Below are 24,076 nucleotides of genomic sequence, written 5' to 3' on the forward strand. Positions count from 1 at the left end.
TCTCCTCAAGCGCGGCCATGGCTGGCGCGAGAGCGCCGGGCGAGGCTGTCAACGATCACCGCGATGGCCAGGACCGCGCCGGTAATCATGTAGCGAAGCGACGACGACAGGTTCAGCAACGTCAGGCCGTTCGAAATCGCCATGATGACCAGAACGCCAAGCAGCGCCGACCAGGCCGATCCGCGCCCGCCGAACAGCGAGGTGCCGCCGATGACGGCAGCCGCGATCGCGTTCAGGTTCACGTCGCCCGTGCCGGCCTGCTGGCTGGCGCTGGCAAGCCGCGCGGCGGCAAAGACACCGCCGAGCGCCGCGAAGGACGAACAGACGATGAAGGCCGACATGCGGATGCGGCGCACATTGATCCCCGAACGTCTAGCGGCCTCGGCATTGCCGCCCACCGCGAACATCGAGCGGCCCCATTTGGTCCGGCGCAGCGCATAATCGAGGCCAGCCACGAAGGCCACGAAGACGCCGAACATCCACGGCACGCCCCTGCCCTGTTCGAGATACCAGACCGCAAACAGCAGCGCCGCCGTCAGCACCCCCGCCTTCGCGATCGGCACGCTCATGCCTGTCGACGACAGATTCGCCGCCTCGCGCTGCGCATCGGCGCGACGGGCCCCCCAGACGATCAGCGTGCCGGGAATGATCGCGACCAGATAGGAAAGCCAAGCGGGCATGATCAGGATCTGCCCGAACCGGACCAGCGCCGAGCTGAAGGGCATGTTGATCGAGCCTGTCGGCCCCAGCAGATAGAGTTGCAGGCCCAACAGCGCGAGCAGGCCGGACAGGGTGGCAACGAAGCTCGGCATCTCGAACTGGTTGCGCAGGAAGCCGTAGATCAATCCGACAATCGCGCCGGTGAGGATGACAGCCGGAATGACCAGCAACAGCGGCCAGCCCGAACCGACCCACAGGACCCCGGTGATGGCCGAGGCGAGGCCCGACATCGAGCCGATCGACAGATCGATCTCACCCAACAACAGCACGCAGACGACGCCAAGCGCGATGAACCCGACGGCTGCAGCGTCGAACAGCAGGTTGACGAGATTGTTGGGCGCGAGAAAGACCGGATTCAGCGCGCTGAAAACGATCGAGATCAACAGAAGCCCGACGAAGACCGGCAGCATGCCAAGGTCCCCCGATCGCACCTGATCGATGAATCCACGCAGCGCTCCGGCCAGACCAGCATCGTGACGGACACGGCTGTCGGCACGGTCGAGCCTCGGCTCGATGTTGTCGGACGGACTCATTGCAAGGCCTCCCCGATTTGATCTGCGGTTTCCAGCTTGCGGGCGGCACGGCGCGACACGGAATTCTCACTGGCGCCGGTGATTGCGGCGACCAATTCCTGATGCGAGATATTGGCGTTGAACGTGCCGTTGTTCCGCCCAAGTCGCAGGACCACGATCCGGTCGGCGACAGCGCGCACGTCTTCCATGTTGTGACTGATCAGGATCACGCCGTGACCCCGGTCGCGCACACGTTCGATCAGGTTCAGCACCTCTGCGGTCTGCGCGACGCCCAATGCGGCCGTCGGCTCATCCAGCATGATGATCTTGGGGTCGAGCAGTAGGGACCGAGCGATGGCGACTGTCTGGCGTTGCCCGCCCGAAAGCGAAGCGATCGGTTCGCGCACCGACGGGATCCGCGCCGCAAGTTCGCGCAGCAGGGTCCAGGCGCGGACCTCCATCTGCACCTCGTCCAGCGCCCACGGATTAACCTCGTGGCCCAGGAAAAGGTTGGCGACCACGTCCAGGTTCTCGCACAGCGCAAGATCCTGAAACACCGTCGCGATCCCCATCTCCAGCGCCTTGCCGGGGCTGTCGAAGGTGGCTGGCTGGCCCAGATATTCGATGGTGCCGGTCGTCGGCTGATGGACGCCGGCCAAGACTTTGACCAGGGTCGACTTCCCCGCACCGTTGTCGCCGACCAGGGCCACGACCTCGCCCGCGTGGATGTCGAGCTCGATGTCTTGCAACGCGGTGACTGCGCCGAACTGCTTGGTCACGCCACGCAAGCGCAGAAGAAGCTCGCCCGGCTGATGCGATCTGGTCATGGGTCTTCTCCTCCGACAACCCGTGAAGACTGAGCGCGGCACCCTGCGAAGCGCCGCGCCCGTTAGTGAGTCACTCGATCCCGAGTTCGGCGCATGCGTCCGCGTATTCGCCGGTGCAGACCTCTTCGGCGGACTGGATTCCCGCGTCGAAGATTTCGGCCTTGATGTTTTCCTGCGTCACGACCGCCGGCACGAAAAGCTGACTGGGTGTATCGTAAAGCGTTGTCGTGGCCTCGGGCGTTTCACCGTTCAGCAGCTGGACCGCGACTTCCGCAGCGGCGGCCGCGACGATCTCGGACGGTTTGGAGATCGTGTTGTACTGGTCGCCCGCGATGATCAGTTGCAACGCCGCGATCGTCGCGTCGTTGCCGGTGACAGGGGGCAACGGATCGGTGCCGGCCGCCTTCAGCGCGGCGATGGCGCCGCCGCCGGTGCCGTCATTGGCCGCGACGATGCCCTCGATGTCGTCACCGAAGCGGGTGATCTGACCGGCCGTCCATTCCTGCGCGCGCGGCGGCGCCCAATCCGGGGTGTCGAATTCGCTGAGCGTCTTATAAGGCGACGCATCCAGCGCGCGGTCGATGCCATCACGGATCAGACCGGCGGCCGCATCGGTTGGCGAGCCGTTGATCTGAAGGACGCCCGCGCCGTCGGGGACGCTTTCGGCCTGAAGATGCTCAACCAGGCTTTGCGCAATGGCGTAGCCGATGCCCTCGTTGTCGAACGACACGTAGAAATCAGCCGGCGTGTCCGGGATCGGGCGGTCATAGGCAATGACCTTCACATCCTGACTGTGCGCGATTTCGACCATCGCGGCGGCCGCCGCGCTGTCCACGGGGTCAAGCACGATCACCTTGGCGCCCTGCGCGATCACCGAATTGAACTGTTGCTGCTGCAGCGCCACGTCGGCGTTGCCGTTCTGATAGATCAGCGTGCAATCGGCGCAAAGCTCGCCCATCGCGGCCTCGAAGCCGGGCCAGTCATGTTCCTCGTAGCGGGTCGAAGCCTGGTCGGGCATCAGGAAAGCCACCGTCTGCGCGCCGGCGGCAGATCCGAGCAGCGTCACCATGACGGTGGCTGCGGCAAGGGTACGGGTAGTCGTCATGAGTCACTCCTCCACTGTTGGACGCCGGGACCAATCGCGGGGGCGGGCTGACGCTGTCGCACACCCGGCTTGGGGCGCGGACGATCAAGTGAACCCGTATCCTCCCCACGCACCTCCCCGTGCGCGATCGACATAGCCATTTGCACAATCGATTGCGCATGTTTGCTCCATCGATTGAACATGTCAAGATGATTTGGACGACGCTTTCCGCAAACCGACTTCCATAGACGAGCTGCCATTGGAAAAACCATCGCGACGGACGACGATTTACGACATCGCAGAGCTGGCGAAGGCGTCGCCCAGCGCGGTGAGTTCCGTTCTGAACGGCACCTGGAAGAAGCGGCGAATCAGCGCCAAGCTGGCCGAGCGAGTGATGAAGCTGGCCGAGAAGCAGGGCTATGCGGTCAATGCGCAGGCGAGCCTGTTGCGGCGCGAGAAGTCGAACGTGATCGGAATGATCGTGCCCAAATACGACAACCGTTATTTCGGCCAGATCGCCGAGCGGTTCGAAGAGATGGCGCGCGACCGCGGGCTGTTCCCCGTCGTCACCTGTACCCAGCGCGACCCCGATCTGGAATTCGAGGCGGCGAAGGAGCTTGTTTCATGGCAGGCCGATTGCGTGATCTCGACCGGTGCGACCGATCCGGACCGGATCAGCGCATTCTGCGCCGCGGCGGGCGTGCAGGCCCTGAATCTGGACCTTCCGGGTAAGGCTGCGCCGTCCGTCGTGTCGGACAACTTCGCCGGCGCCCGCACGCTGACGGCGCTGATCCTTGATCGCTGCAACGCCGAATTCGGCGACGTCCAGCCGCTGCGCTTTGTTGGCGGTCGACTGTCGGACCACAACACGGCCCAGCGACTGAAAGGCTTTCTACAGGAACACCAAGCGCGAGGGATCGAGGTGCCCGAAACCCATATCCTCGCCACCGGATATTCCGCGACAAAGTCCGCCACCGCGCTGGCCGATTTCCGACCGCAGGGTCCCACAGGATTGTTCGTCAATTCCACAATCGCGCTGGAAGGCGTGGTCAAATGGCTCGGAAATCTGGGGGCGGCGGGTGCCCAGGTCCGTTACGGCTGCTTTGACTGGGACCCGTTCGGACGGTTCCTGCCCGGTAACGTGGGCATGGTCGAGCAGGATGTGGACGAAATGATGACCCGCGTCCTTGCCTTGGTCGGCGAGACCGGTCAAGCCGACGCTGTCATCCACGTGCCCTGCCGGCTGCACGTCTTCGGTGCAGCTTAGCCGTCGGATCGCGCAGCTTGCTTCGATCCACACGGTCCGACGCGCGACATTTCGCCGCGCCCCTTTTCGTTTCCGCAGGGACCGCATAGCCTAGCCCGCGACCGGAAGTGTCATCCTACCTCCCTGACAGGTCTCCGACATCCACATGCAAGACATCTCAGCCCTGTTTCGCTGCGAGAAGCGGCCTGCCTCTGGCGCGCGCGGCATCGTTGTCACGAACTCTCCGCTGGGATCCGCGGCAGGCAGCCAGATGCTGGCTGCAGGCGGCAACGCAGTCGATGCGGCGGTGGCGGCGCTGCTGACGCTGACGGTGGTCGAGCCGATGATGGTCGGCATCGCGGGCGGCGGTATCTCTCATCTGCGGTTGGCGGATGGACGGCATATCGTAATCGACGCCATGTCGTGCGCCGGGGCCAAAGCCCGTGCCGAGATGTTCGATCCGGTTTCCGACCTGCCCGAGAATTACATGGAAGTCGCCGGGCGACGGAACAGGGTCGGTCCGTCCGCGGTCGCTGTGCCTGGCAATCTGCGCGGCTGGTGCCAGATGCACCAACAATTTGGCCGGTTGCCCTTCGCCGACGTGATCGAGCCGGCGATCCAGGCTGCCTCACGCGGATTTTCTGTCAGCCATTATCTCAACGGCGCCATCCACGAACATGCCGAGGATCTGTCGGCCGACCGTGAAATCGCGCGCCTGCTGATGCCGGATGGCGCGCCGATCGCGGTCGGCGAACGACTGATCATGGGCGATTACGCGGACGCGCTGCGGCTGATCGCCGCCCAGGGCGATGCGGCGTTGCATGGCGGTGAATTAGGCAAGGCGCTGGTGACGCGGCTCGCGACCTGGGAAGTGGACGCGGGACACGTGACGCTGGACGATCTGGGCGCCTATCGCGCGGTCGAGCGCGAGGCCATCATGGGCAGCTATCGCGGCTTCACCGTCGCCGGACCGCCGCCGCCCGCATCCTCTGGCGTACATGTCGTGCAGATGCTGAACATGCTTGAGCAGTTCGACGTCGCAGCGATGGGCTTTGGCTCAGCCGAAAACCTGCATCTTCTGGCCGAGGTGATCCGGGTCGGATTCGAGGATCGTCGCGCGGCTTCCGGTGATCCCGACTTCGTTGACGTGCCGGTCGAGCGCTTCACGTCCAAGGATTACGCGCGCGAATGCCTGGCACGCCTGCGTGATGCGGCTGCGGCTGGCCAGATCCCGCCACGAGGGCATGAAAGCCGTGATACGACGCACCTGACCGTGGCTGATGGCGACGGCAACATCGTCTGTGCGACGCATACGATCAACGGACTGTTCGGCGCACGCATCATGGTGCCCGGAACGGGCATCATTCCCAACAACTACATGCTGAACTACGATCCGCATCCCGGGCACGCGCTGTCGATCGCGCCGGGCAAGCGGGTGCCGACCTCGATGGCGCCGATGATCGTGATGAAGGACGGGGCGCCGCGCTTCGCCCTGGGACTGCCCGGCGCGGTGCGGATCTTTCCCTCGGCCATGCAGGCCATCGTCAATCTGATTGATCATGACATGAGCCTGCAAGAGGCCGTCGAAGCCCCCCGGATCTGGACCGAGGGGCAGCATGTCGAGCTGGAACCGGCCTACGCGCCGATGGCGGATGCCCTGCGCGCCTTGGGCCACGACGTTCGCGTCGTGAAGACCATCGGCGGCGGGATGAACGCCGTCGCCTTCGAACCTGACGGCATGATGACGGGCGCCGCCTGCTGGCGCGCCGATGGAACCGTCATAGCACAGGGCGGCGGCCTGGCGCGACCCGGCGTGCGTTTCAAGATTTGATCTGAACTTCCCCGAGGACCTGAATGACCCGAATTCTGCTGCTGGACCCCGCCACGCCCGAACGTCTGGCGCGAATGCGAGACTTTCTTCCCGATGGATGGACCATCGATGCCACGCCGACCCGCGACCTCGGGGATCAACTGAAAGCCATTCAGGGTGCGGATCTGGTGATCGTCAGCGATGTGCCGATGGGCGAAGATCTGATGACCACCCCCGGTCTGCGCGCGGTCCATAAATGGGGCGTCGGCTACGACGGCATCGCTCTTGAGGCGGCGCGCAGGGCCGGGGTTCGCGTCATGCGCACGACCGGATCGAATGCGATCACGGTCGCCGAGACAACGCTGGGCCTGATCCTCGCCGTCAACCGCAACATCGTGCGCGGCCATGTGGGCATTCGCGAGGGCGGGTGGCCGAAAGGCGAACTCGCTGCCACGTCGATGAAGCTTTCGGGCGGAACGGTCGGCATCATCGGCATGGGTTACATCGGCAAGGCGCTGGCCAGGATGCTGCGCGGGTTCGGCTGCAAAGTGCTTTATTCCAAGCGCACGCCACTTGCTGCCGAAGAAGAAGCAGAGATCGGCGCAACCTTCCGACCGCTGGACGCGATGCTGGCAGAGGCGGACGTGATCACGCTGAACTGCGACCTGAACGAGTCCACGCGCAACCTGATTGACCGCGACAAGCTGGCGCTGATGAAGCCCGACGCAATCTTGGTGAACGCGGCGCGCGGCGGCGTGCTGGTCGAGGCCGACCTGGCCGACGCGATCCGCGAAGGCCGGCTGCGCGGCGCGGGCATCGATGTCTTCTCGATCGAGCCGATCCGGCAAGACAACCCGCTGATGGGTCTCGACCGCGTCGTGCTGACGCCGCATATCGCCGCAATCTCTGCGGACGGGTTTCCGGCATCGGTAAAGCGGATGTTCGAGAACTTCCAGGCAGTGATCGACAACCGTCCCTTCCCGCGCGAGATCGACGTCCTCGTCTGATCAGGCGGGCAACGCGAAGCCCTGCTCATGCGCGACCTGCCGGACGATGCGGCGGGTTGTGTCGAGAAAATCCCGCAGCATGGGCGATGCCTCACCCCGTGGCCACGCCATGGCCAGTTCGATTGCGCAGGGCAGTTCGGGCACCGGGCGGAATTCGAGGTAGGGAGAGTGGATGTTGCGGATCCACGACGGCATCACCGCAAGCCCCAGCCCGGAGGCGACTTGCGACGCGACCGACGTGGTGTGGGTACATTCCTGCACGACGCGCGGCGTGAGACCCGCCCGCCTGAACGCCTCTCGCAGCAGGATCGCGTAATGCGTACCCAGAACGGGTGCGTATCCGATGATCGGCTCTTCCAGGATCTCGCTCAGCGTCAGTTCGTTTTTCGCGGCCAACGGATGGCCCTTCGGCAGGGCCGCGACAAAGCCTTCCAACAGCAGCGCCTCGACCTGCATGAAGGCTGCCTGATCGGTCGGGCGTATAAGGGCGACGTCGACCTCGCCCGTGCCCAGAACGCGCAGCTGTTCGGTGGTTCCCAGATGGCGGATGTCGACGATGACGGCCGGCCATTGCTTGCGAAATTCTGCCAAGATCGGCGGGATGACATGGGTCATCGCCATGTTGACGCCGGCGATCGTCAGGCGACCACTGCTTTGGCCTGCCATCGCGCGGGTGTGGGACACTGCACGATCCATCCCGTCCAGAAGATTGCGCGCATGTGACAGCAGCGTTTCCCCCGCTGCCGTCAGTCGCGTCCTCCGGGTCGTGCGGTGAAACAGCGCGACCCCCAGCCGTTCCTCCATCGCCTTGATCTGCTGACTGAGTGGCGCTTGGGCAATGCCCAAACGCTCGGCAGCCCGGCCGAAATGCAATTCCTCGGCAAGACAGACGAAGTAGCGCAGTTGGCGCAGGTCGAGACCGGTATTCATACGCTCAGCATATTAAATCATCTCAGATTTGGGAATTGATCCGAATAGATGCCCATGCTTCGGTTCGATTCTCCAAGCGGATGGTGCACCTCTTTGATGCTACGTTTCTGGCTGATAAAGCTTCTTCGGACCGTGGTCACGCTGTGGCTGGTGGTGACGTTCGCCTTTATCGTGCTTCGCACGTCGGGCGATCCTGTCGTGGCGCTGCTCGGCGCGGATGCCCGGCCCGATGAGGTCGAGTATTTCCGCAGGCTCTGGGGTCTCGATCAACCGCTGATCGTCCAGTATCTGAACTACATCGTTCAGATGGCCACAGGCCAGTTCGGCATGTCGCTGCGCGATCATCGAGCGGTGATCGACATCATTGCAGAGCGTCTGCCCGCAACCGTTGAGCTGGGCCTGACCGCATTCGCCATCGCCGCCATCATAGGGATTCCGGCAGGGATCATCGCGGCCCTGCGCAGGGGCGGTGTGCTGGACAGGCTGATCATGACGATTGCCGTCTTCGGCTTTGCCCTGCCTAATTTCTTTCTGGGCATCCTGATGATCCTGCTGTTCTCGCTGACGCTGCGCATCCTGCCCTCGTCGGGAACGGGCACCTGGCAGCATCTGGTGATGCCGTCGATCACCCTGGCCACCTTTACCGCAGGATCGCTGGCGCGGTTTACCCGCTCTTCGATGCTGGAGGTGCTGGAGAAACCCTACATGCGCGCCGCTGCAGCCAAGGGTGCTTCATTCAGCAGGCGGGTTCTGTTCCATGCATTCCCGAACGCGGCGATCCCCATCGTCACCGTGATCGGCCTCAATCTCGGGCAGCTTGTCGCAGGCGCGATCGTGGTCGAGACCGTCTTCGCCTGGCCCGGTATCGGCAGGTTGCTGGTGGTCGCCGTGTCGCAGCGCGATCTGGCGGTGGTGCAGGGTCTGGTTCTGGTGATCGCAGCAACGATGGTGATGGCGAACCTGCTGGTCGATCTTCTCTACGGCCTTCTCGATCCGCGCATCCGCGAGGCGTCGACATGATCCGCCAGCGTCCGAACATCATCGTCGTCCTCGCCTCGATCATTCTGGCTGTCGCGGTGGGCGTCGCGCTGATCGGCAACGTCTTCACCCCGCATGCCGTGACCGATCAGGCCCTGCTGAGCCGCCTGAAGCCCCCATCCTGGATGGAGGGCGGAGAGGCTGCGTTCCCGCTGGGCACCGATCGCATCGGCCGCGACATGGTGGCGCGGCTGGTCGCTGGTCTGCAGATGTCGCTGTCCGTCGCATTGCTGGGAACGCTGATCGGTGCGGTCTTCGGCACGACGATCGGCTTCATCGCCGCCCATTTCCGAGGCTGGGTCGAGGAAATCCTGATGATGGTCGTGGATTTCCAGGCTTCGCTGCCCTTCATCCTGATCGCACTGACGCTGCTGGCGTTCTTCGGCAATTCGATGGTGCTGTTCATCATCCTGATGGGCATGTTCGGATGGGAAACCTATGCCCGTCTGGCCCGCGGCGTGGTGCTGTCGGCCCGTGCCCAGCCCTATGCCCGCGCGATCGTCGCGCTTGGGGCGAATCCGGGGCGCCTGTACCTGCGCCATGTCCTGCCGAATGTCGCGTCGGCGCTGATCGTGCAGGTCACGCTGACCTTCCCGCAGATCATCCTGCTGGAAACATCGCTGTCCTTCCTGGGGCTGGGCATCCAGCCCCCCAACACCAGCCTTGGCCAGATCCTTGGCGACGGGCGCGACTACCTGTCGACCGCGTGGTGGATCTCGGTCTGGCCGGGTCTCGCGATCTTCCTGATCACCCTGTCCATGTCGATCTTGGGCGACGCACTGCGCGACCGGCTCGACCCGATGCTGAAAACCAGAACAACCTGATCAACCCACAAGGAGAGACGTCATGATCACCAGAAGACGGTTCGGACAATATTCCCTCAGTGCGGGCGCGACCACGCTGATCCTGCCGAAGGGCTGGGCAAGGGCGCAGGGCACGCGCCCGGAACTGACCGTGGCGGTCGACAATCTGTGGGCCAACATCAACACGATCAACGGCATCTCGACGACGACGCGACGCTTCTTTCCGAACATCTACTCGCATCTGGTCGAGCGCGACTATCTGGCCGACGAACAGGGCCTGACCCTGCGCCCCGGTCTGGCCACCGAATGGAACCGTGACGGCAAGGTCTGGACGCTGAAACTGCGCGAGGGAGTCAAGTTCCACAACGGCGAGACGATGACCGCCGAGGACGTGGCCTTCACGCTTGGCCCGGAACGCCTGTGGGGCGAAGAGCCGTTCGAGCCGCGCGGCAAGACCTTCACCGCAGGCTTCACCCGTGTCGAAGCGGTGGACGATCTGACCGTCGAGATCGAGACCGAGACGGAAGACCCCTATATCCCCGGCAAGCTGACCGGCTATATCGGCTTCGTCGTGCCAAAGGCTGCCTATCTGGACATGGGCGTCGATGCCTTCGGCCAGGCCCCCATCGGCACTGGCCCCTACCGCGTGACACTGTTCCGCTCGGGCGAAGTGCTGGAGATGGAGGCGTTCGACGATTACTGGGAAGGCCCGCCGCCGGCGTCCAAGATCAGCTGGCGCATCGTGCCGGAATTTGCCGGGCGCATGGCCGGGCTCGTCTCGGGCGAGTTCGACTTCATCGTCAACATTCCGACCGATCAGGAACCGCAGCTTCAAAGCTACGATGACGTGACGCTGGCCCGCGCACTGGCGGGCAACTACCCGGCTTTCGCGTTCAACTGCCGCCCCGACCCCGAGGACAACCCACTGGTCGATGCGAACCTGCGCAAGGGGATGGTTCAGGCCATCGACATGGACAGCATCGTGCAGGCGCTGTTCGGCGACACGACCTTCCATCCCGCGGTGCCGTTCAACTTCCCCGAATACGGCGACTTCTATGACCCCGACATGGTCAATCCCCTGCCCTACGATCCCGAAGCCGCGCGCGCGAAGATCGAGCAGTCGGGCTATGACGGGCAGACGCTCGACTGGCACATCACCCGCGATTTTTATCCGAACTACGAGGCGGCTGCGCAGATCATGGTCGAGATGTGGCGTCAGGTCGGCGTCAATGTCCGGGCAGAAATCCTGGACAATTTTGAGCTGGTCTACGCGCGCCCCTACCACATGATGAACATGTCGATGTCGACGGACTTCATCCCGGGCGATCCCTACCAGCCGCTGTGGCTCGACTGGGGCCCGACCTCCAGCCGGGCAACCGCGACCTGGAAGACCTGGGACCCGACCGAGGAATACCTGGAAGCCGGGCGTGAGTTCGAGGCGGCAACAACGTTCGAGGCGCGCAAGGAGGCTTATCTGAAGCTGTCGCAGGCCTGGCAGGACGTGACACCCGGCTACTACCTGTGGAAGAGCGTCTATAACTGGGCGCACCGTTCGAACATCGATTTCGTGCCCCGGCCCGACGGCGAGATGCGCATGTTCGGCGACTACATGTCGTTGCCTTCGTGAAGCACGCGTTGAAAGATATGACGGTCGCGGAATTTCGCGACCGTCTTGCGGACGGTCCCGTGATCCTGCTGCCGCTGGGCAGTCAGGAGGAACAGGGCCCCCATACCCCAATGGGCGACTATCTTCTGGCCGAGGCGGTGGCCTTGCGAACGGCGGAACTGTCGGGCGCCATCGCGGCACCTTGTCTGCCCTTCGGCTATGCCGATTTCTTTCGCGGCTTCCCCGGCGGGATGCAGCTGCGCGGGCCGACCTTTCGCGCCGTTCTGACCGACATGGTGGATTCGTTTCTGGATCACGGCTTGACGCGGATCGTCATCCTGAACGGCCACTCGACCAACGCCGCACTGATCGACGAGGTTCTGCGCGACACCAGACGCCACCGCGGTGCGGCCGTCTGTTCCATCGATCTGTGGCGCGCGATCCCCGACGCGCTGTGGCGCGATCATCACGGCGAGAACTCGGGCCGCGCCCGTGGACACGGCGGGGACCCCATCACCTCGATGGCGCTCTACCTGCGCGCCGATCAGATGCGGATGGATCTGGCCGTTGCGGCCAATGGTGCGCAGGCGATGGGCCTGCCCGCCACAGGCACGCGCGGGGTCCGTTTTGACGGCGTGGACATCGCCCTGCCGCTGGACGCACATGAACTTGCGCCCAACGGCATGTTGGGTGGCGATCCCGCACTTGCGTCGGCCGAATTCGGCTGTGCGGTTTTCGATCATCTGTCAAACCACTGCGCCAGGTTCGTCGAGCATCTGCGTCGCAGCGACCCCTGCGATCTGAAGGCGGGGCCCGCCGCATGACCCAGCCACTTCTGGACATCCGCAATCTTTCCGTTCCTTTGCCGCCGGGTGCCGACCGTCCATACGCGGTGCGCGATCTTTCGATGACGCTGATGAAGGGCGAGATCCTCTGCATCGTCGGCGAGACCGGATCGGGCAAGTCGCTGACGGCGCTGGCAGCGATGGGATTGCTTCCGCCGAACCTGCCCGCCGCCTCGGGCGAAATGTCCTTCGAGGGACGCAATCTGCTCAGCCTGCGCCCCAAGGAACGCCGCCGCCTGGCTGGGAACCGACTGGCGATGGTGTTTCAGGAACCCTCCGCCGTGCTGAACCCGATCTATCGGGTCGGCGATCAGGTGGCCGAAACGATCCGCCTGCACACCGACCTAAGCCGCAAGCAGATTCAAGAGCGTGTGATCGAACTGTTTTCGGAAGTCAGGTTGCCCGATCCCGAGGCGATGCTGCGCGCCTATCCGCATCAATTGTCGGGTGGACAGTGCCAGCGCGTGATGATCGCCAACGCCCTGTCTCTGGACCCTGCGCTGCTGATCGCGGATGAGCCGACGACCGCACTGGACGTGACGACGCAGGCTCAAATACTCAAGCTGATGCTGGACCTGCGACAGAAGCACGGCACCGGTATCCTGTTCATCACCCACGATTTCGGGGTGGTCGCCGAGATCGCGGACCGCGTGGCCGTCATGCGGCATGGCGAACTGGTCGAGATCGGCACGACCGACCAGATCCTGCGCGACCCTCAGGAAGATTATACCAGGCGCCTGATCGCCGCCGTCCCCCGGCTGACGCCGAAAGCTCCGGCCGATGATCTTGGGGAACCGGTTCTGCGGGCCAGTGAAATCGGAAAGACTTATCGCACCCGCACCATGTTCGGACAGACGCGCCGCGTCGATGCGCTGAAGGATGCGACAGTCTCGATCCGACGGGGCGAGACGCTGGGGCTGGTGGGTGAGAGCGGCAGCGGCAAGTCGACGCTGGCGCAGTGCGTGATACGCCTGGTCGAACCCGATCATGGCGATGTGGTGATCGACGGATCCGACTTCACCGGCCTGACTGGCAGCAGGCTTCGCGACGCACGCCAGCGCGTGCAGATCGTGTTTCAGGATCCCTATACCGCACTCGACCCGCGACAATCGGCGGGCGCGGCGATCGCCGAAGGTCCCATCATCCACGGCCTGTCGCGGGAAAAGGCCCGCGAGCGCGCGCTGGAACTGATCGAGGCGGTCGGGCTGGATCGCTCTGCCGCAGCGCGCTTTCCGCATGAATTCAGCGGCGGTCAGCGCCAACGCATCTGTATCGCGCGGGCACTAGCGGTGGAGCCTGATTTGCTGATCGCGGACGAAAGCGTCTCGGCATTGGACGTGTCGGTTCAGGCTCAGGTACTGGACCTGCTGGCCCGAATGCAGAAACGGCTGCAATTCGGCATGTTGTTCATCACCCACGACCTGCGTGTGGCGGCGCGGATCTGTGACCGCATCGCCGTCATGCAGCGCGGCAGGATCGTCGAGGAAGACACACCGCAACGCCTCTTCACCAAGCCGGCGCAGGATTACACACGACAATTGCTGGCCGCCGTTCCTGGCAGGGACTGGCAGGACGGACCTATCATGAACGGAGCAGAATGATGTCGAAATACCAGATCGGTCCGGTGCCCGACCAAGTCGATCCAGCATTGGCACAAGGTTTCGACGGCATCGAGATCGCCACGATCGGTCACTTCCGCCATCGCGGCTTCGTCTCTCATCGTTTGCGGCCAATCGCGCCCGTGCCGGACCTGATCGTCGGAACCGCCTTTACCGTCGCCATTCCGGCGACCGACTCGACGCTTCTGCACCACGCAATCTCCAGCGTCCGCCCCGGCGACGTGCTGGTAATCGACCGTCTTGGCGACACGCGTCATGCCTGCCTGGGCGGCGGCGTCGCATTCGCGGCCAAGACGGCGGGTGCGGTCGCGGTGATCCTCGACGGACCCTGCACCGATGCCGATGAGATCATTGAGGTGGGACTGCCCGTCTTCTGCACGGGCATCTCGCCCATCACCACGCGCCTGAACGATCTCGGCGGCGCGATGAACCTGCCCGTATCCTGCGGCGGCGTACCGGTGATGCCCGGCGATCTGGTGCTGATGGATGCATGCGGAGCACTGATCGTCCCGCCCGACGAGGTAAACGACCTGCTGACCGAAGCCCAAGCCCGGCAGGCCCGGGCCGGCCGCAACCACGACCGCATCGCCGCCGGCGAAAAGCTGGGCGATCTGAGCGGGGCAAGCAAGATGGTCAACGCAGCAGGCTAAACGCGCGAAACCATGGTGCAGGCGCGCGTCACCCCAGACGGTAGTTCGGGCTCTCGCGCGTGATCTGCACGTCGTGGACGTGGCTTTCCTTCAGCCCCGCGCCGGTGATCCGGACGAATTCGCAGCGGCTGCGCATCTCCTCGATCGTGGCGCAGCCGGTGTAGCCCATCGCTGCACGCAGACCGCCGACCAATTGGTGAATGACCGCGCCGGCCGGGCCCTTGTAGGGCACCTGGCCCTCGATCCCTTCGGGAACCAGCTTGTCGCTGGCCGCGTCCTTCTGGAAATAGCGGTCGGCCGAGCCGCGGGCCATCGCGCCCAGGCTGCCCATGCCGCGGTAGGATTTGAAGCTGCGGCCCTGATACAGGATCACCTCGCCCGGGCTTTCGTCGGTGCCGGCGATGGCGCTGCCCACCATGGCGCAGGATGCGCCGGCTGCGATCGCCTTGGCGAAATCGCCGGAAAACTTGATCCCGCCGTCCGCAATGACCGGCGTCTCGCCCGCTTCGCCTGCCGTGTCCATGATCGCGGTCAGCTGGGGGACACCCACACCCGCAACAACACGCGTGGTGCAGATGCTGCCCGGACCGATGCCGACCTTGATCGCGTCCGCCCCCGCCTCGATCAGCGCCCGCGCCGCCGATGCCGTCGCGACGTTGCCAGCGACGACCTGCACCTCGTTCGAGAAATTCTTGATCCGGTTGACCGCACGCCCCACCCCTTCGGAATGGCCATGCGCGGTGTCGATCACGACGACATCCACACCAGCGTCGATCAGCGCCTGGCTGCGCTCGAACCCTTCGTCACCGACGGTCGAAGCGGCGGCGACCCGCAGCCGCCCCAGATCGTCCTTGCAGGCGAGCGGGTTCAGCACCGCCTTTTCGGTATCCTTCAGCGTCAGCAGTCCAGTCAGCTTACCCTGTCCGTCGGTCACCAGAAGCTTCTCGATCCGACGCTCCTTCATCAGGTCGATTGCCTGGGCGCGATCCGCAGGCTCGGTCAGCATGGCAAGGTTGTCCGAGGTCATCACCGCACGGATCGGCGTCCGGTCGCTGCTGGCAAAGCGCATGTCGCGGTTGGTCACGATCCCGACGACCCGCCCCTGTTCGTCGACCACCGGAAAGCCGGTGACGTTGTAGCGCTCCTGCAAAGCGCGGGCATCTCCGATGGTCTGGTCCGCACGCAGGGTGACCGGGTTGTAGACGATGCCGGATTCAAAGCGCTTCACCCGGCGCACCTCGTCCGCCTGCTCTGCGATGCCGAGATTTCGGTGAACGACACCGATCCCGCCTGCCTGCGCCATCGCGATTGCCATCCGCCCTTCCGTCACCGTGTCCATCGCGGAGGAAAGAAGTGGAATGTTCATCGCGATCGCACGCGTCAACCGCGTGCGCACATCCGCGGTCGAGGGCAGCACCGTCGAAGCCGCGGGAACCAGAAGGACATCATCAAAGGTGAGAGCCTCACGAATCTGCATCGGGCGTTTCCTCGCGCTGGATCGTTTGGCAGTTTCCCCTTTCATGGCGCGCAGGGATTGTCCAGTGGCGGAGGGTCGCGCCCCGCCGTTGCGCCAGGGCAACGCTGACGCAACGACAGGTTGCGTCAAACGCGGCGTCATTTGCCTCACACGATTGATTGAACGACACTCGGGGATAGTGTTGCCGCGGACGGGTCGTAGGAACCCGAGAGGGAGGATTTCATGAAACTTGCACTGACTGGCGTGGCTGCGCTGCTGATGACCGCGGCTCCGGTTTTGGCCGGCGGGATCGAACGCGCACCGCAATCGCTGAACGCACTGTTCGAACCCGGTGAAAACTATGTCGAACTGAGCTTCGGCGGCGTCGATCCGACGGTCGACGGTACCGACAGCCTTGGCTTCGACACCGGCGATGTCGCGCAAGGGTATGGATTTACCGGCCTCAGCTACAAGCGCCAGTTCACTGACCAGTTCTCGGGCGCGATCATCATCGAACAGCCGTTCGGCGCCGATATCCGCTATCCGACGCAACCCGGACCGGTGCCGAACCCGGCGGCGGAAGGCTCTATCCTGCTGGGCGGAACGCTGGCGCAGGTCGATTCGACGACATTCACCGCGCTCGGCCGTTACAAGTTCAACAACTTCTCGGTTCATGGCGGCATCCGCGGCTCGCGTGCGGACGGCACGGTCGAATTGAACGGCGCGGCCTATGGCCCTGTCGCGGGCTACCGCGTCGAACTCGATACCGAAACGGCAATCGGCTACGTCATCGGCGCGGCGTGGGAACGCCCCGAGATCGCGGCACGCGTCTCGCTGACCTACAACTCTGAGATCGAGCACGATTTCGACACGTCCGAGACCGGTCCGCTGGTCGATCCCGATGGCCCCGGCCCGATACCGCCGGTTCCGATCCTGAACGGCTCTTCCACCACCACGGTCAAGACGCCGGAAAGCTGGAACCTCGAATTCCAGACGGGCGTCGCGGCAGATACGCTGGTCTTCGGCTCGATCCGCTGGGTCAACTGGTCCGAATTCCGCGTCGATCCCGAAAACTTCGTGACCGTCACCGGAGGCGGTCTGGTCGAACTGGAGGATACGACCACCTATACGCTGGGCGTGGGGCGCAAGTTCACCGAAAACTGGTCGGGCTCTGCATCGTTCACCTTCGAGAAGGAAGGCGACGATCTGGTTTCGCCACTGGCGCCGACCAACGGCCGCAAGGGCATCACGCTGGCCGCGATCTACAACCAGGGTCCGCTTCGGGTGACGACCGGCGTCAACTACACCAAGCTTGGTGACGCGAGGCCCGAGACCGGCACCCCGGATGTCGAGCGCGCCCAGATGGAAGACAGCGACTTCTTCGGCATCGGCGTGCGGGTGGGCTACAGCTTCTGACCTGAGCCTTCGGGCTGAAGACCCAAGGCCTCGCCCACCGGGCGGGGCCTTTTCCTTTGCGCTGCTGCGCACTACGAAGACGCGGGACCGGCCGGGGACACGACATGATCTATCGCAGCGGACAGGAATGGCGGGATGCGCCCCACAAGCGGGTCGCATTGTTCGGCATGTCCGGCCTTGGCAAGACCCACGTTTCGAACACGCTGCGCGAGACGGGCGACTGGTTTCACTACTCGGTCGATTACCGCATCGGCACCCGCTACATGGGCGAGTTGATCGCCGACGAATTCAAGCGCCACGCCATGCAGGTTCCCTTCCTGCGCGATCTGCTGATGGGCGACAGCGTCTATATCGCCAGCAACATCACCTTCGACAACCTTGCGCCGCTGTCGACCTATCTGGGCAAGCCGGGCGATCCGGCAAAGGGCGGCTTGGCGTTCGAGGAATACCGCAAACGCCAGAACCAGCACCGCACGGCCGAGATCGCGGCGATGCTGGACACCGCGCATTTCATCGATCGGGCGCAATCGCTCTATGGTTATGATCATTTTGTCTGCGATACATCCGGCTCGATCTGCGAGGTCGTGGACCCGTCGAATTCCGCAGACCCGGTTCTGTCTGCGCTGGAGGATGCGGTTCTGCTGGTCTGGATCGAAGGGTCTGAAGCGCATACCGAAGAACTGGTCCGCCGCTTCGATCGCGCGCCGAAACCCATGTACTACCAGCCCGACTTCCTGGCCGAGGCTTGGGCGGATTACACCAAGGCCCATCTTGGCCAGGTCGATCCCGATGCCTTCATTCGCTGGACCTATGCCCGCGCGCTGGCGCACCGCCAGCCGCGTTACGCCGCCATGGCGCAGCGCGGCGTCACCGTCACCGCTTCCGAGGTTGCGCAAGTCGCCTCGGACACCCAATTCATCGACCTGATCGCCCGCGCCATCGACCGAAAGCCCGACTGATGCCAATCACGCTTGTCCCCGATCTACCCGCCTACCGCATCCTGTCGGAAGAAGGCGTCATGGTCATGTCGCCGGGTCGGGCAGCCACGCAGGACATCAGGCCCATCCGCATCGGGTTGCTGAACCTGATGCCGAAGAAGATCCAGACGGAAAACCAGTTCGCCCGACTGATCGGCGCGACGCCGCTGCAGATCGACTTTCAGCTGATCCGCATGTCGGACCACGAAAGCCGCAACACCGCCGCCGACCATCTGGAAAGCTTCTACCGCCCCTTCCGCGAGGTCGAAGCCTCGGGCGAGAAGTTCGACGGGCTGATCATCACCGGCGCGCCGATCGAGCATCTGCCGTTCGAGGACGTGACCTACTGGGACGAACTGACCCGGGTATTCGCCTGGACGCAGAGCCACGTCCATTCGACGATGGGCGTCTGCTGGGGCGGGATGGCGATGGCCTGGCATTTCCACGGGTTGGAAAAGCATTTGCTGGAGCAGAAGGCCTTCGGCTGTTTCCGCCACCGAAATCTGGCCCCCGCCAGCCCCTATCTGCGCGGGTTTTCGGATGATGTCCTGCTGCCCGTCAGCCGTTGGACCGAAGTACGTCAATCCGAGATCGAGGCCATGCCGGGTCTGACCACGCTGCTGGCCAGCGACGAGGTCGGACCCTGTCTGGTCGAAGACCCGGCCCATCGCGCCGTCTACGTCTTCAATCACCTCGAATACGACAGCACCACGCTCAAGGACGAATACGACCGCGACGTTGCCGCCGACAAACCCATCGCGGTGCCGGCAAACTATTACCCTGACGACGACCCGTCGCGCGCGCCGCTGAACCGGTGGCGCAGCCATGCGCATCTGCTTTACGGCAACTGGGTCAACGAGATCTATCAGACGACCGAATACGACATGGCGCTGATCGGCACACGCTAGAGAGCCGTTGCGCAAAGGCGCGCTTCGTTCCTACGCTGCATTTCACGGTAAAGGAGAGCGCCATGGCTAAATCGTCCAAGAATGACACCAGGCTTCCCGACCTGCCGCTGGTCGGCGACATCACCGCCTATCTCAAGGACGGAGCGCCCAAGCAGATCCGCAAGGCCATCGAGGATGGGGGCAAGGACGACATCCTCGACGCGGGCTTCCCCTACCCTGAAGAGATGTCGGGCAAGGATTACGATGCCCGGATGGAGGCGCTGCAGTTGCAGCTCGTCCGGATGATGCACGACGTCATCGCCACAGGCAAACGGCTGGTGGTCCTGTTCGAGGGCCGTGACGCCGCTGGCAAGGGCGGCACGATCGAGCGTGTTCGCGAAAACCTGAATCCGCGTTCCGCCTATATCGTCGCGCTGCCAAAGCCGACCGAGCGCGAAGCGGGTCAGTGGTACTTCCAGCGCTATGTTGATTATCTGCCCGCGCGCGGCGAAATCGCCCTGTTTGACCGCAGCTGGTACAATCGCGGCGTGGTGGAAAAGGTTTTCGGATTTGCGACCGACGCGCAACGTGATCAGTTCTTCCGTCAGCTTCCCGATTTCGAGCGGATGCTGGTCGATGACGGTGTGATCCTGGTGAAGCTGTGGCTGAATGTTGGCCGGGCCGAGCAACTGCGCCGCTTCCTTGCTCGCGAGAAGGACCCGCTGAAGCAATGGAAGCTCAGCTGGATCGATGTCGAAGGCCTGGCGAAATGGGACGAGTATACCGATGCGATCCGGCAGACGCTCTCGCTGTCGCATTCCCCGACCGCACCCTGGACCGTGATCCGCTCGGACGACAAGCGGCGCGCACGGATCGCCGCGATCCAGACGATCCTGAACACGGTCGATTACGCCGGTAAGGACACAGACGCGATCGGTCGCGTTGATCCGACGATCGCAGGCGGCCCGGAATTGCTGCTGGCATGATCCGCGTAGCTCTGGTGTGGCTGTGTCTTGCGTTGCCTGCGGCAGCGCAGGAACTGCCTGACTGGGACTATACCTCGATCAACGATTTCGCGGGACTTCTGACCAACGAAGACATCCAGGTCCTGGATCGGGCATTGATCGCCCTGCATGATGAAACGGGAGTCGAGGGCACCGTCGTCACGATCGAGGATCGCGCCCGCTACGGCGGCGCAGACGGACTCGAGCCTTTCGCGACACGGCTCTTCAACGATTGGGGTGTCGGTGACGCAAGACGCGATGATGGCTTCATGGTGCTGGTATCGCAGGGCGACCGCGAGGTTCGGATCGAGCTGGGTGCAGGCTATCCGGCCTCGGCAGATCAGGCTGCGCAGCGGATCATCGACGATCGCATCATCCCCGAAATCCGCGCAGATCACATGTCGCGCGGCATCCGCGACGGCACGCTGGACGTGATCCAATCCATCGCGCGTCCCGTCGCGGCGGGTGATTTGCCGGGTGCGCCGCACAATTGGGCCGATAGGATCACGGGAAGTCTTTCACACCTGCTGCCGATCGGGTTCATCGGTTTCGTTCTGTTCCGCATCTTCGGCCGTCATCTGGCCCGATGGCGACGCGCGCGCGAAGTCTGCCCGAAATGCGGCAGTCGCGAACTGATGGACATGACCGAAACGCGCGAGGGCGCCCGGATCACGTGGCGCCGCTGCCCTTCATGCGGATGGACCGGCCCCGAAAGGTCGCTTCCCGCCGCACGGGGTCGGGGCGGCTTCGCCCGCGGCGGATTGCGCGGCAGCGGACGTCGCAGCGGTCGCGGCGGCGGGTTCGGTGGTGGCCGATCATCGGGCGGTGGCGCGTCTGGGCGCTGGTAACGGCAAGCCGCAGGGCAAACCGTGAAGTGAACGGGCCCACATCCGGCGCGACCTTGACTCGCCGTCCTCGCGGGCTAGCGTCGGAAAAAAGCGCCAACATCCGAGGTAATCAATGCGCCATCTTTCCACCACCGCGATCCTGCTCGCCCTTGCCGCGCCCGTCGCGACACCCGCCCTCGCCGCCGACCCCGAATTGACCGTCTTCGACTGGGCCGGTTTCGAGGAGCCGAGCATCTTTCAGGGCTATGTGGACCAGTATGGCGACAACCCGACCTTCGCCTTCTACGGCGATGACGACGAAGCGTTCCAGAAACTCGCTTCGGGCTTCAAGGCCGATGTGGCGCATCCCTGCAGCCAGATGGTCAGCAAGTATCGCGATGCAAACCTGATCGAACCCTGGGACACGTCCCGCATCCCGGAATTCGAGAACATCGACAAGCGCTTTCTGGATTCCGAAACCTTCGTCGATGACGAGGGCGTGTGGTACATCCCCGCCGACTGGGGCGTGACCGCAATCGCCTATTCGAAGGAGAACGTCCCGGAAGAAGACGTCTCGACCCTGCAGGTCTTCGTCAATCCCGATTACGCCGGGCGTACCTCGCTGCCCGACAGTTCGGACGACGTCTGGGCGCTGGCCTATCTGGCGACAGGCGTGACCGACTGGACCGACGTCACCGACGAGCAGTTTCAGGCCGCCGCGGACTGGCTCCGGCAGGCACATCAGAATGTCGCCGCCTACTGGGCCGACCCTTCTGAACAGGCGCAGCTGATGGCATCCGGCACGGTCGATGTCGCGTGGTCGTGGAACGATGGAGTCGTCTATCTGCGCGACGACGGCTATGACGTCGGCTTCCAGCGCGAGGCCGAGGAAGGCAGCAGCACATGGTTCTGCGGCTTCGTGAACCTCAAGGACGGTCCGGGCTCCGAGGACAAGGCCTACGATTTCATCAACGCCTGGATGGACCCGTCGTCGGCTCGTGGGCTTCTGGATACGATCGGCTACGGCCAGACCAACCTCAAGGGAATGGAAACGATCGCCGACGACCCGGCTGTCGCAGAAGGCCTATCTCCGGTCGATGTCCCGATCCTGGCACAGGTCCCGAACGATCCTGCCCAGCGTGAAAAACAGCTGGCCGAATTCGAGAAGATCAAGGCAGGCTTCTGACGCTTTTCGTCGACCGAGCCCAATTCAGCGCCGCGTCCGGTCACCGGGCGCGGCGTCGTCATCTTCAAATGTTTGAATAGAACGCTTGTCTGTCCGCGCTTGCTGCGCAGTATGCATGGACAGGATCAATCAGGGAGGAAAGATCATGACCCGACTTCTGTCGAGCATTGCGCTTGCCATCGCCACCGCGCTCGCGCTGGCCGCGCCCCTCAAGGCTCAGGATGCATCCGAAGCGGCCGAGGCCTATGCGCCCCAGAAGGTCGTCTATCACCTCAACGAGGCGGGCGGCGACGATGGTGCCGGCTACAAGCCCGCGCTGAACAACATCCAAAACCACATCAACGCTGTCGGCGCGGATAACCTGGATCTGCGTGTCGTCATGCATGGTGACGGTGTGGGCCTTCTTCAGGCGGCAAAGGACAACCAGCAGCTTCAGGGCCTGATCTCTGGCCTGAAGACAGAAGGCGTCAGGTTCCTTGTGTGCAACAACACGCTGGTCGGTCGAGAGATCGATGCCGAGGCCGACCTTTTCGACGTCTGGCCCGAGGATATCGTGCCATCGGGGGTGGCCGAACTGGCCAAGCTGCAGACCGAGGGCTTCGTCTACATCAAGCCGTGACGGTTGCGGCGCCGAAGCGCCGCCCCTATATCTGTCGTGTTCGGGTTCGCCCGGACTATGGACATAAACGCGCTCGTCATAAGCGGATCGGACCCGGGGGCGGTACCCGGCGGCTCCACCAAATCACCTTCGTTGGGGGATCATGGGGCCGAAACAGGATCGACGAACGTCTAAAGGGGTTGCTTTGTCCCGGTGAGCCACCACCGTTATCGGTGCAAAATGTACAGTTGCCAACGACAACCGTGCTCCGGTCGCTCTGGCTGCGTAAGCAGCTCGGGTAACCGAAACTTAAGTCCTTGTGCCTAGCAGCCCAAGGCGGGGTCCGCAGGAACCTGGCAACAGAATCCTGCACCTTCCTTTTTTTAAGACTGTAGATCGACGGCGCCAAGTGAGGTACGCATCACGTTGGCGCTCGTGCTGCCGCTGGCGGTTCCGATCTCATCGCACGCGTTTCGACGCCCCCTTTTCAACCAGCGCCATATGCCTATGCTGACTTCATTCTAGAGGGATGGCACGATGGCGCGGTCGGAGATTGATTACGGCGGAATGATGCATCGCGCGATGCAGGGCCTGATCGCAGGCGTGCTGCGCGATGTCGCAAGCCAAGGATTGCCCGGCGAGCACCATTTTTTCATCACGTTCGACACCCGTGACGAAGGGGTCGAGATGGCGGATTGGCTGCACGAACGCTACCCCGAGGAAATGACGATCGTCATCCAGCACTGGTTCGACAATCTCACCGTCGACGATCAAGGTTTTACCATCACGCTGAACTTCGGCAATTCACCCGAGCCTTTGCGGATCCCTTTCGATTCGCTGCGGACCTTCGTCGACCCGTCGGTCGAGTTCGGCCTGCGCTTCGAAACGCAAGAACATGACGAGGACGACGAGGAAGACGACGACGGCTCCGATGCCGTGGAAGAGCCCGAGGCCCCGAAAGGCAGCGGCGAGGTCGTCAGCCTCGACAAGTGGCGCAAGTAACCTGGCCGCGACACCCGTCACGGTGA

22 protein-coding genes and 1 other RNA gene are annotated in these 24,076 nt (G+C 63.7%); 18 read left to right on the forward strand and 5 right to left on the reverse strand.

Annotation, left to right across the window (positions count from 1 at the left end):
• Positions 1-5 precede the first annotated feature (5 nt).
• From MLD63_RS11975 to MLD63_RS11985, 3 genes are all read right to left on the reverse strand, one after another.
• Positions 6-1,253, reverse strand: coding sequence for a sugar ABC transporter permease (locus MLD63_RS11975; protein ID WP_255330143.1), 1,248 nt, complete (start codon positions 1,251-1,253; stop codon positions 6-8).
• The gene (locus MLD63_RS11980) at positions 1,250-2,059 is read right to left on the reverse strand and encodes an ATP-binding cassette domain-containing protein (protein ID WP_255330144.1); all 810 of its coding nucleotides are present in this window, start codon (positions 2,057-2,059) and stop codon (positions 1,250-1,252) included. The genes MLD63_RS11975 and MLD63_RS11980 overlap by 4 nt, the downstream gene beginning before the upstream one ends.
• A gap of 70 nt (positions 2,060-2,129) precedes the next feature.
• A complete protein-coding gene (locus tag MLD63_RS11985) occupies positions 2,130-3,164 on the reverse strand; it encodes an ABC transporter substrate-binding protein (RefSeq protein ID WP_255330145.1) in 1,035 nt (344 codons plus the stop codon).
• A 238-nt stretch (positions 3,165-3,402) separates the two neighbouring features.
• Between MLD63_RS11985 and MLD63_RS11990 the strand changes: the two genes are divergently transcribed.
• From MLD63_RS11990 to MLD63_RS12000, 3 genes are all read left to right on the forward strand, one after another.
• On the forward strand, positions 3,403-4,410 hold the full coding sequence (locus tag MLD63_RS11990) for a LacI family DNA-binding transcriptional regulator (protein WP_255330146.1): 1,008 nt from the start codon (positions 3,403-3,405) through the stop codon (positions 4,408-4,410).
• Between the two features lie 145 nt (positions 4,411-4,555).
• The gene (ggt, locus tag MLD63_RS11995; protein ID WP_255330147.1) at positions 4,556-6,220 is read left to right on the forward strand and encodes a gamma-glutamyltransferase; all 1,665 of its coding nucleotides are present in this window, start codon (positions 4,556-4,558) and stop codon (positions 6,218-6,220) included.
• Between the two features lie 23 nt (positions 6,221-6,243).
• Positions 6,244-7,206, forward strand: coding sequence for a 2-hydroxyacid dehydrogenase (locus MLD63_RS12000; RefSeq protein ID WP_255330148.1), 963 nt, complete (start codon positions 6,244-6,246; stop codon positions 7,204-7,206).
• Here MLD63_RS12000 and MLD63_RS12005 read toward each other — a convergent pair whose 3' ends face one another.
• Positions 7,207-8,136 (reverse strand): LysR substrate-binding domain-containing protein, encoded by a 930-nt coding sequence (locus MLD63_RS12005; protein WP_255330149.1) that lies wholly within the window; start codon positions 8,134-8,136, stop codon positions 7,207-7,209.
• A 96-nt stretch (positions 8,137-8,232) separates the two neighbouring features.
• On the opposite strand from MLD63_RS12005, the gene MLD63_RS12010 reads away from it, so the two are divergent.
• From MLD63_RS12010 to MLD63_RS12035, 6 genes are read left to right on the forward strand one after another with little or no spacing between them, the layout of a single operon-like run.
• The gene (locus MLD63_RS12010) at positions 8,233-9,156 is read left to right on the forward strand and encodes an ABC transporter permease (protein WP_255330150.1); all 924 of its coding nucleotides are present in this window, start codon (positions 8,233-8,235) and stop codon (positions 9,154-9,156) included.
• Positions 9,153-9,998: an ABC transporter permease gene (locus MLD63_RS12015; RefSeq protein ID WP_255330151.1), complete on the forward strand. Its 846-nt coding sequence runs from the start codon at positions 9,153-9,155 to the stop codon at positions 9,996-9,998. Before MLD63_RS12010 ends, MLD63_RS12015 begins: the two co-directional genes overlap by 4 nt.
• Positions 9,999-10,020: 22 nt before the next feature.
• Complete coding sequence (locus MLD63_RS12020; protein WP_255330152.1) at positions 10,021-11,604, forward strand: ABC transporter substrate-binding protein; 1,584 nt, start codon at positions 10,021-10,023, stop codon at positions 11,602-11,604.
• A 17-nt stretch (positions 11,605-11,621) separates the two neighbouring features.
• Positions 11,622-12,407, forward strand: a complete 786-nt coding sequence (locus MLD63_RS12025) for a creatininase family protein (RefSeq protein WP_255330153.1) — start codon at positions 11,622-11,624, stop codon at positions 12,405-12,407.
• Positions 12,404-14,029 carry an ABC transporter ATP-binding protein gene (locus tag MLD63_RS12030; RefSeq protein WP_255330154.1) on the forward strand — a complete coding sequence of 542 codons (1,626 nt, stop codon included), beginning with the start codon at positions 12,404-12,406 and terminating at the stop codon, positions 14,027-14,029. The genes MLD63_RS12025 and MLD63_RS12030 overlap by 4 nt, the downstream gene beginning before the upstream one ends.
• On the forward strand, positions 14,029-14,697 hold the full coding sequence (locus tag MLD63_RS12035; protein ID WP_255330155.1) for an RraA family protein: 669 nt from the start codon (positions 14,029-14,031) through the stop codon (positions 14,695-14,697). The genes MLD63_RS12030 and MLD63_RS12035 overlap by 1 nt, the downstream gene beginning before the upstream one ends.
• 28 nt (positions 14,698-14,725) lie before the next feature.
• Here the strand turns inward: MLD63_RS12035 and guaB are convergent, their stop codons facing one another.
• Complete coding sequence (guaB, locus tag MLD63_RS12040) at positions 14,726-16,174, reverse strand: IMP dehydrogenase (protein WP_255330156.1); 1,449 nt, start codon at positions 16,172-16,174, stop codon at positions 14,726-14,728.
• A gap of 222 nt (positions 16,175-16,396) precedes the next feature.
• Here guaB and MLD63_RS12045 point away from each other — a divergent pair, with 222 nt between their 5' ends.
• The 9 genes from MLD63_RS12045 to MLD63_RS12085 all read left to right on the forward strand — a co-directional run bounded on the left by MLD63_RS12045 (position 16,397) and on the right by MLD63_RS12085 (position 24,050).
• Positions 16,397-17,569, forward strand: a complete 1,173-nt coding sequence (locus MLD63_RS12045) for an OmpP1/FadL family transporter (RefSeq protein ID WP_255330157.1) — start codon at positions 16,397-16,399, stop codon at positions 17,567-17,569.
• 104 nt (positions 17,570-17,673) lie between these two features.
• Positions 17,674-18,528, forward strand: a complete 855-nt coding sequence (locus MLD63_RS12050) for an ATPase (RefSeq protein ID WP_255330158.1) — start codon at positions 17,674-17,676, stop codon at positions 18,526-18,528.
• Positions 18,528-19,454 carry a homoserine O-succinyltransferase gene (locus MLD63_RS12055; protein WP_255330159.1) on the forward strand — a complete coding sequence of 309 codons (927 nt, stop codon included), beginning with the start codon at positions 18,528-18,530 and terminating at the stop codon, positions 19,452-19,454. Before MLD63_RS12050 ends, MLD63_RS12055 begins: the two co-directional genes overlap by 1 nt.
• Positions 19,455-19,516: 62 nt before the next feature.
• Complete coding sequence (gene ppk2, locus MLD63_RS12060) at positions 19,517-20,419, forward strand: polyphosphate kinase 2 (protein ID WP_255330160.1); 903 nt, start codon at positions 19,517-19,519, stop codon at positions 20,417-20,419.
• Positions 20,416-21,285, forward strand: coding sequence for a TPM domain-containing protein (locus tag MLD63_RS12065; protein WP_255330161.1), 870 nt, complete (start codon positions 20,416-20,418; stop codon positions 21,283-21,285). The genes ppk2 and MLD63_RS12065 overlap by 4 nt, the downstream gene beginning before the upstream one ends.
• Before the next feature lie 112 nt (positions 21,286-21,397).
• Positions 21,398-22,450 (forward strand): ABC transporter substrate-binding protein, encoded by a 1,053-nt coding sequence (locus MLD63_RS12070; protein WP_255330162.1) that lies wholly within the window; start codon positions 21,398-21,400, stop codon positions 22,448-22,450.
• 145 nt (positions 22,451-22,595) lie between these two features.
• Complete coding sequence (locus MLD63_RS12075; RefSeq protein WP_255330163.1) at positions 22,596-23,069, forward strand: DsrE family protein; 474 nt, start codon at positions 22,596-22,598, stop codon at positions 23,067-23,069.
• Positions 23,069-23,422: a transfer-messenger RNA gene (ssrA, locus tag MLD63_RS12080) on the forward strand. The genes MLD63_RS12075 and ssrA overlap by 1 nt, the downstream gene beginning before the upstream one ends.
• A 163-nt stretch (positions 23,423-23,585) precedes the next feature.
• Positions 23,586-24,050, forward strand: coding sequence for an SspB family protein (locus MLD63_RS12085; protein WP_255330164.1), 465 nt, complete (start codon positions 23,586-23,588; stop codon positions 24,048-24,050).
• Positions 24,051-24,076 lie beyond the last annotated feature (26 nt).

Origin of the sequence: Paracoccus albicereus (assembly GCF_024359525.1) — a bacterium.
GTDB classification, from domain to species: domain Bacteria; phylum Pseudomonadota; class Alphaproteobacteria; order Rhodobacterales; family Rhodobacteraceae; genus Paracoccus; species Paracoccus albicereus.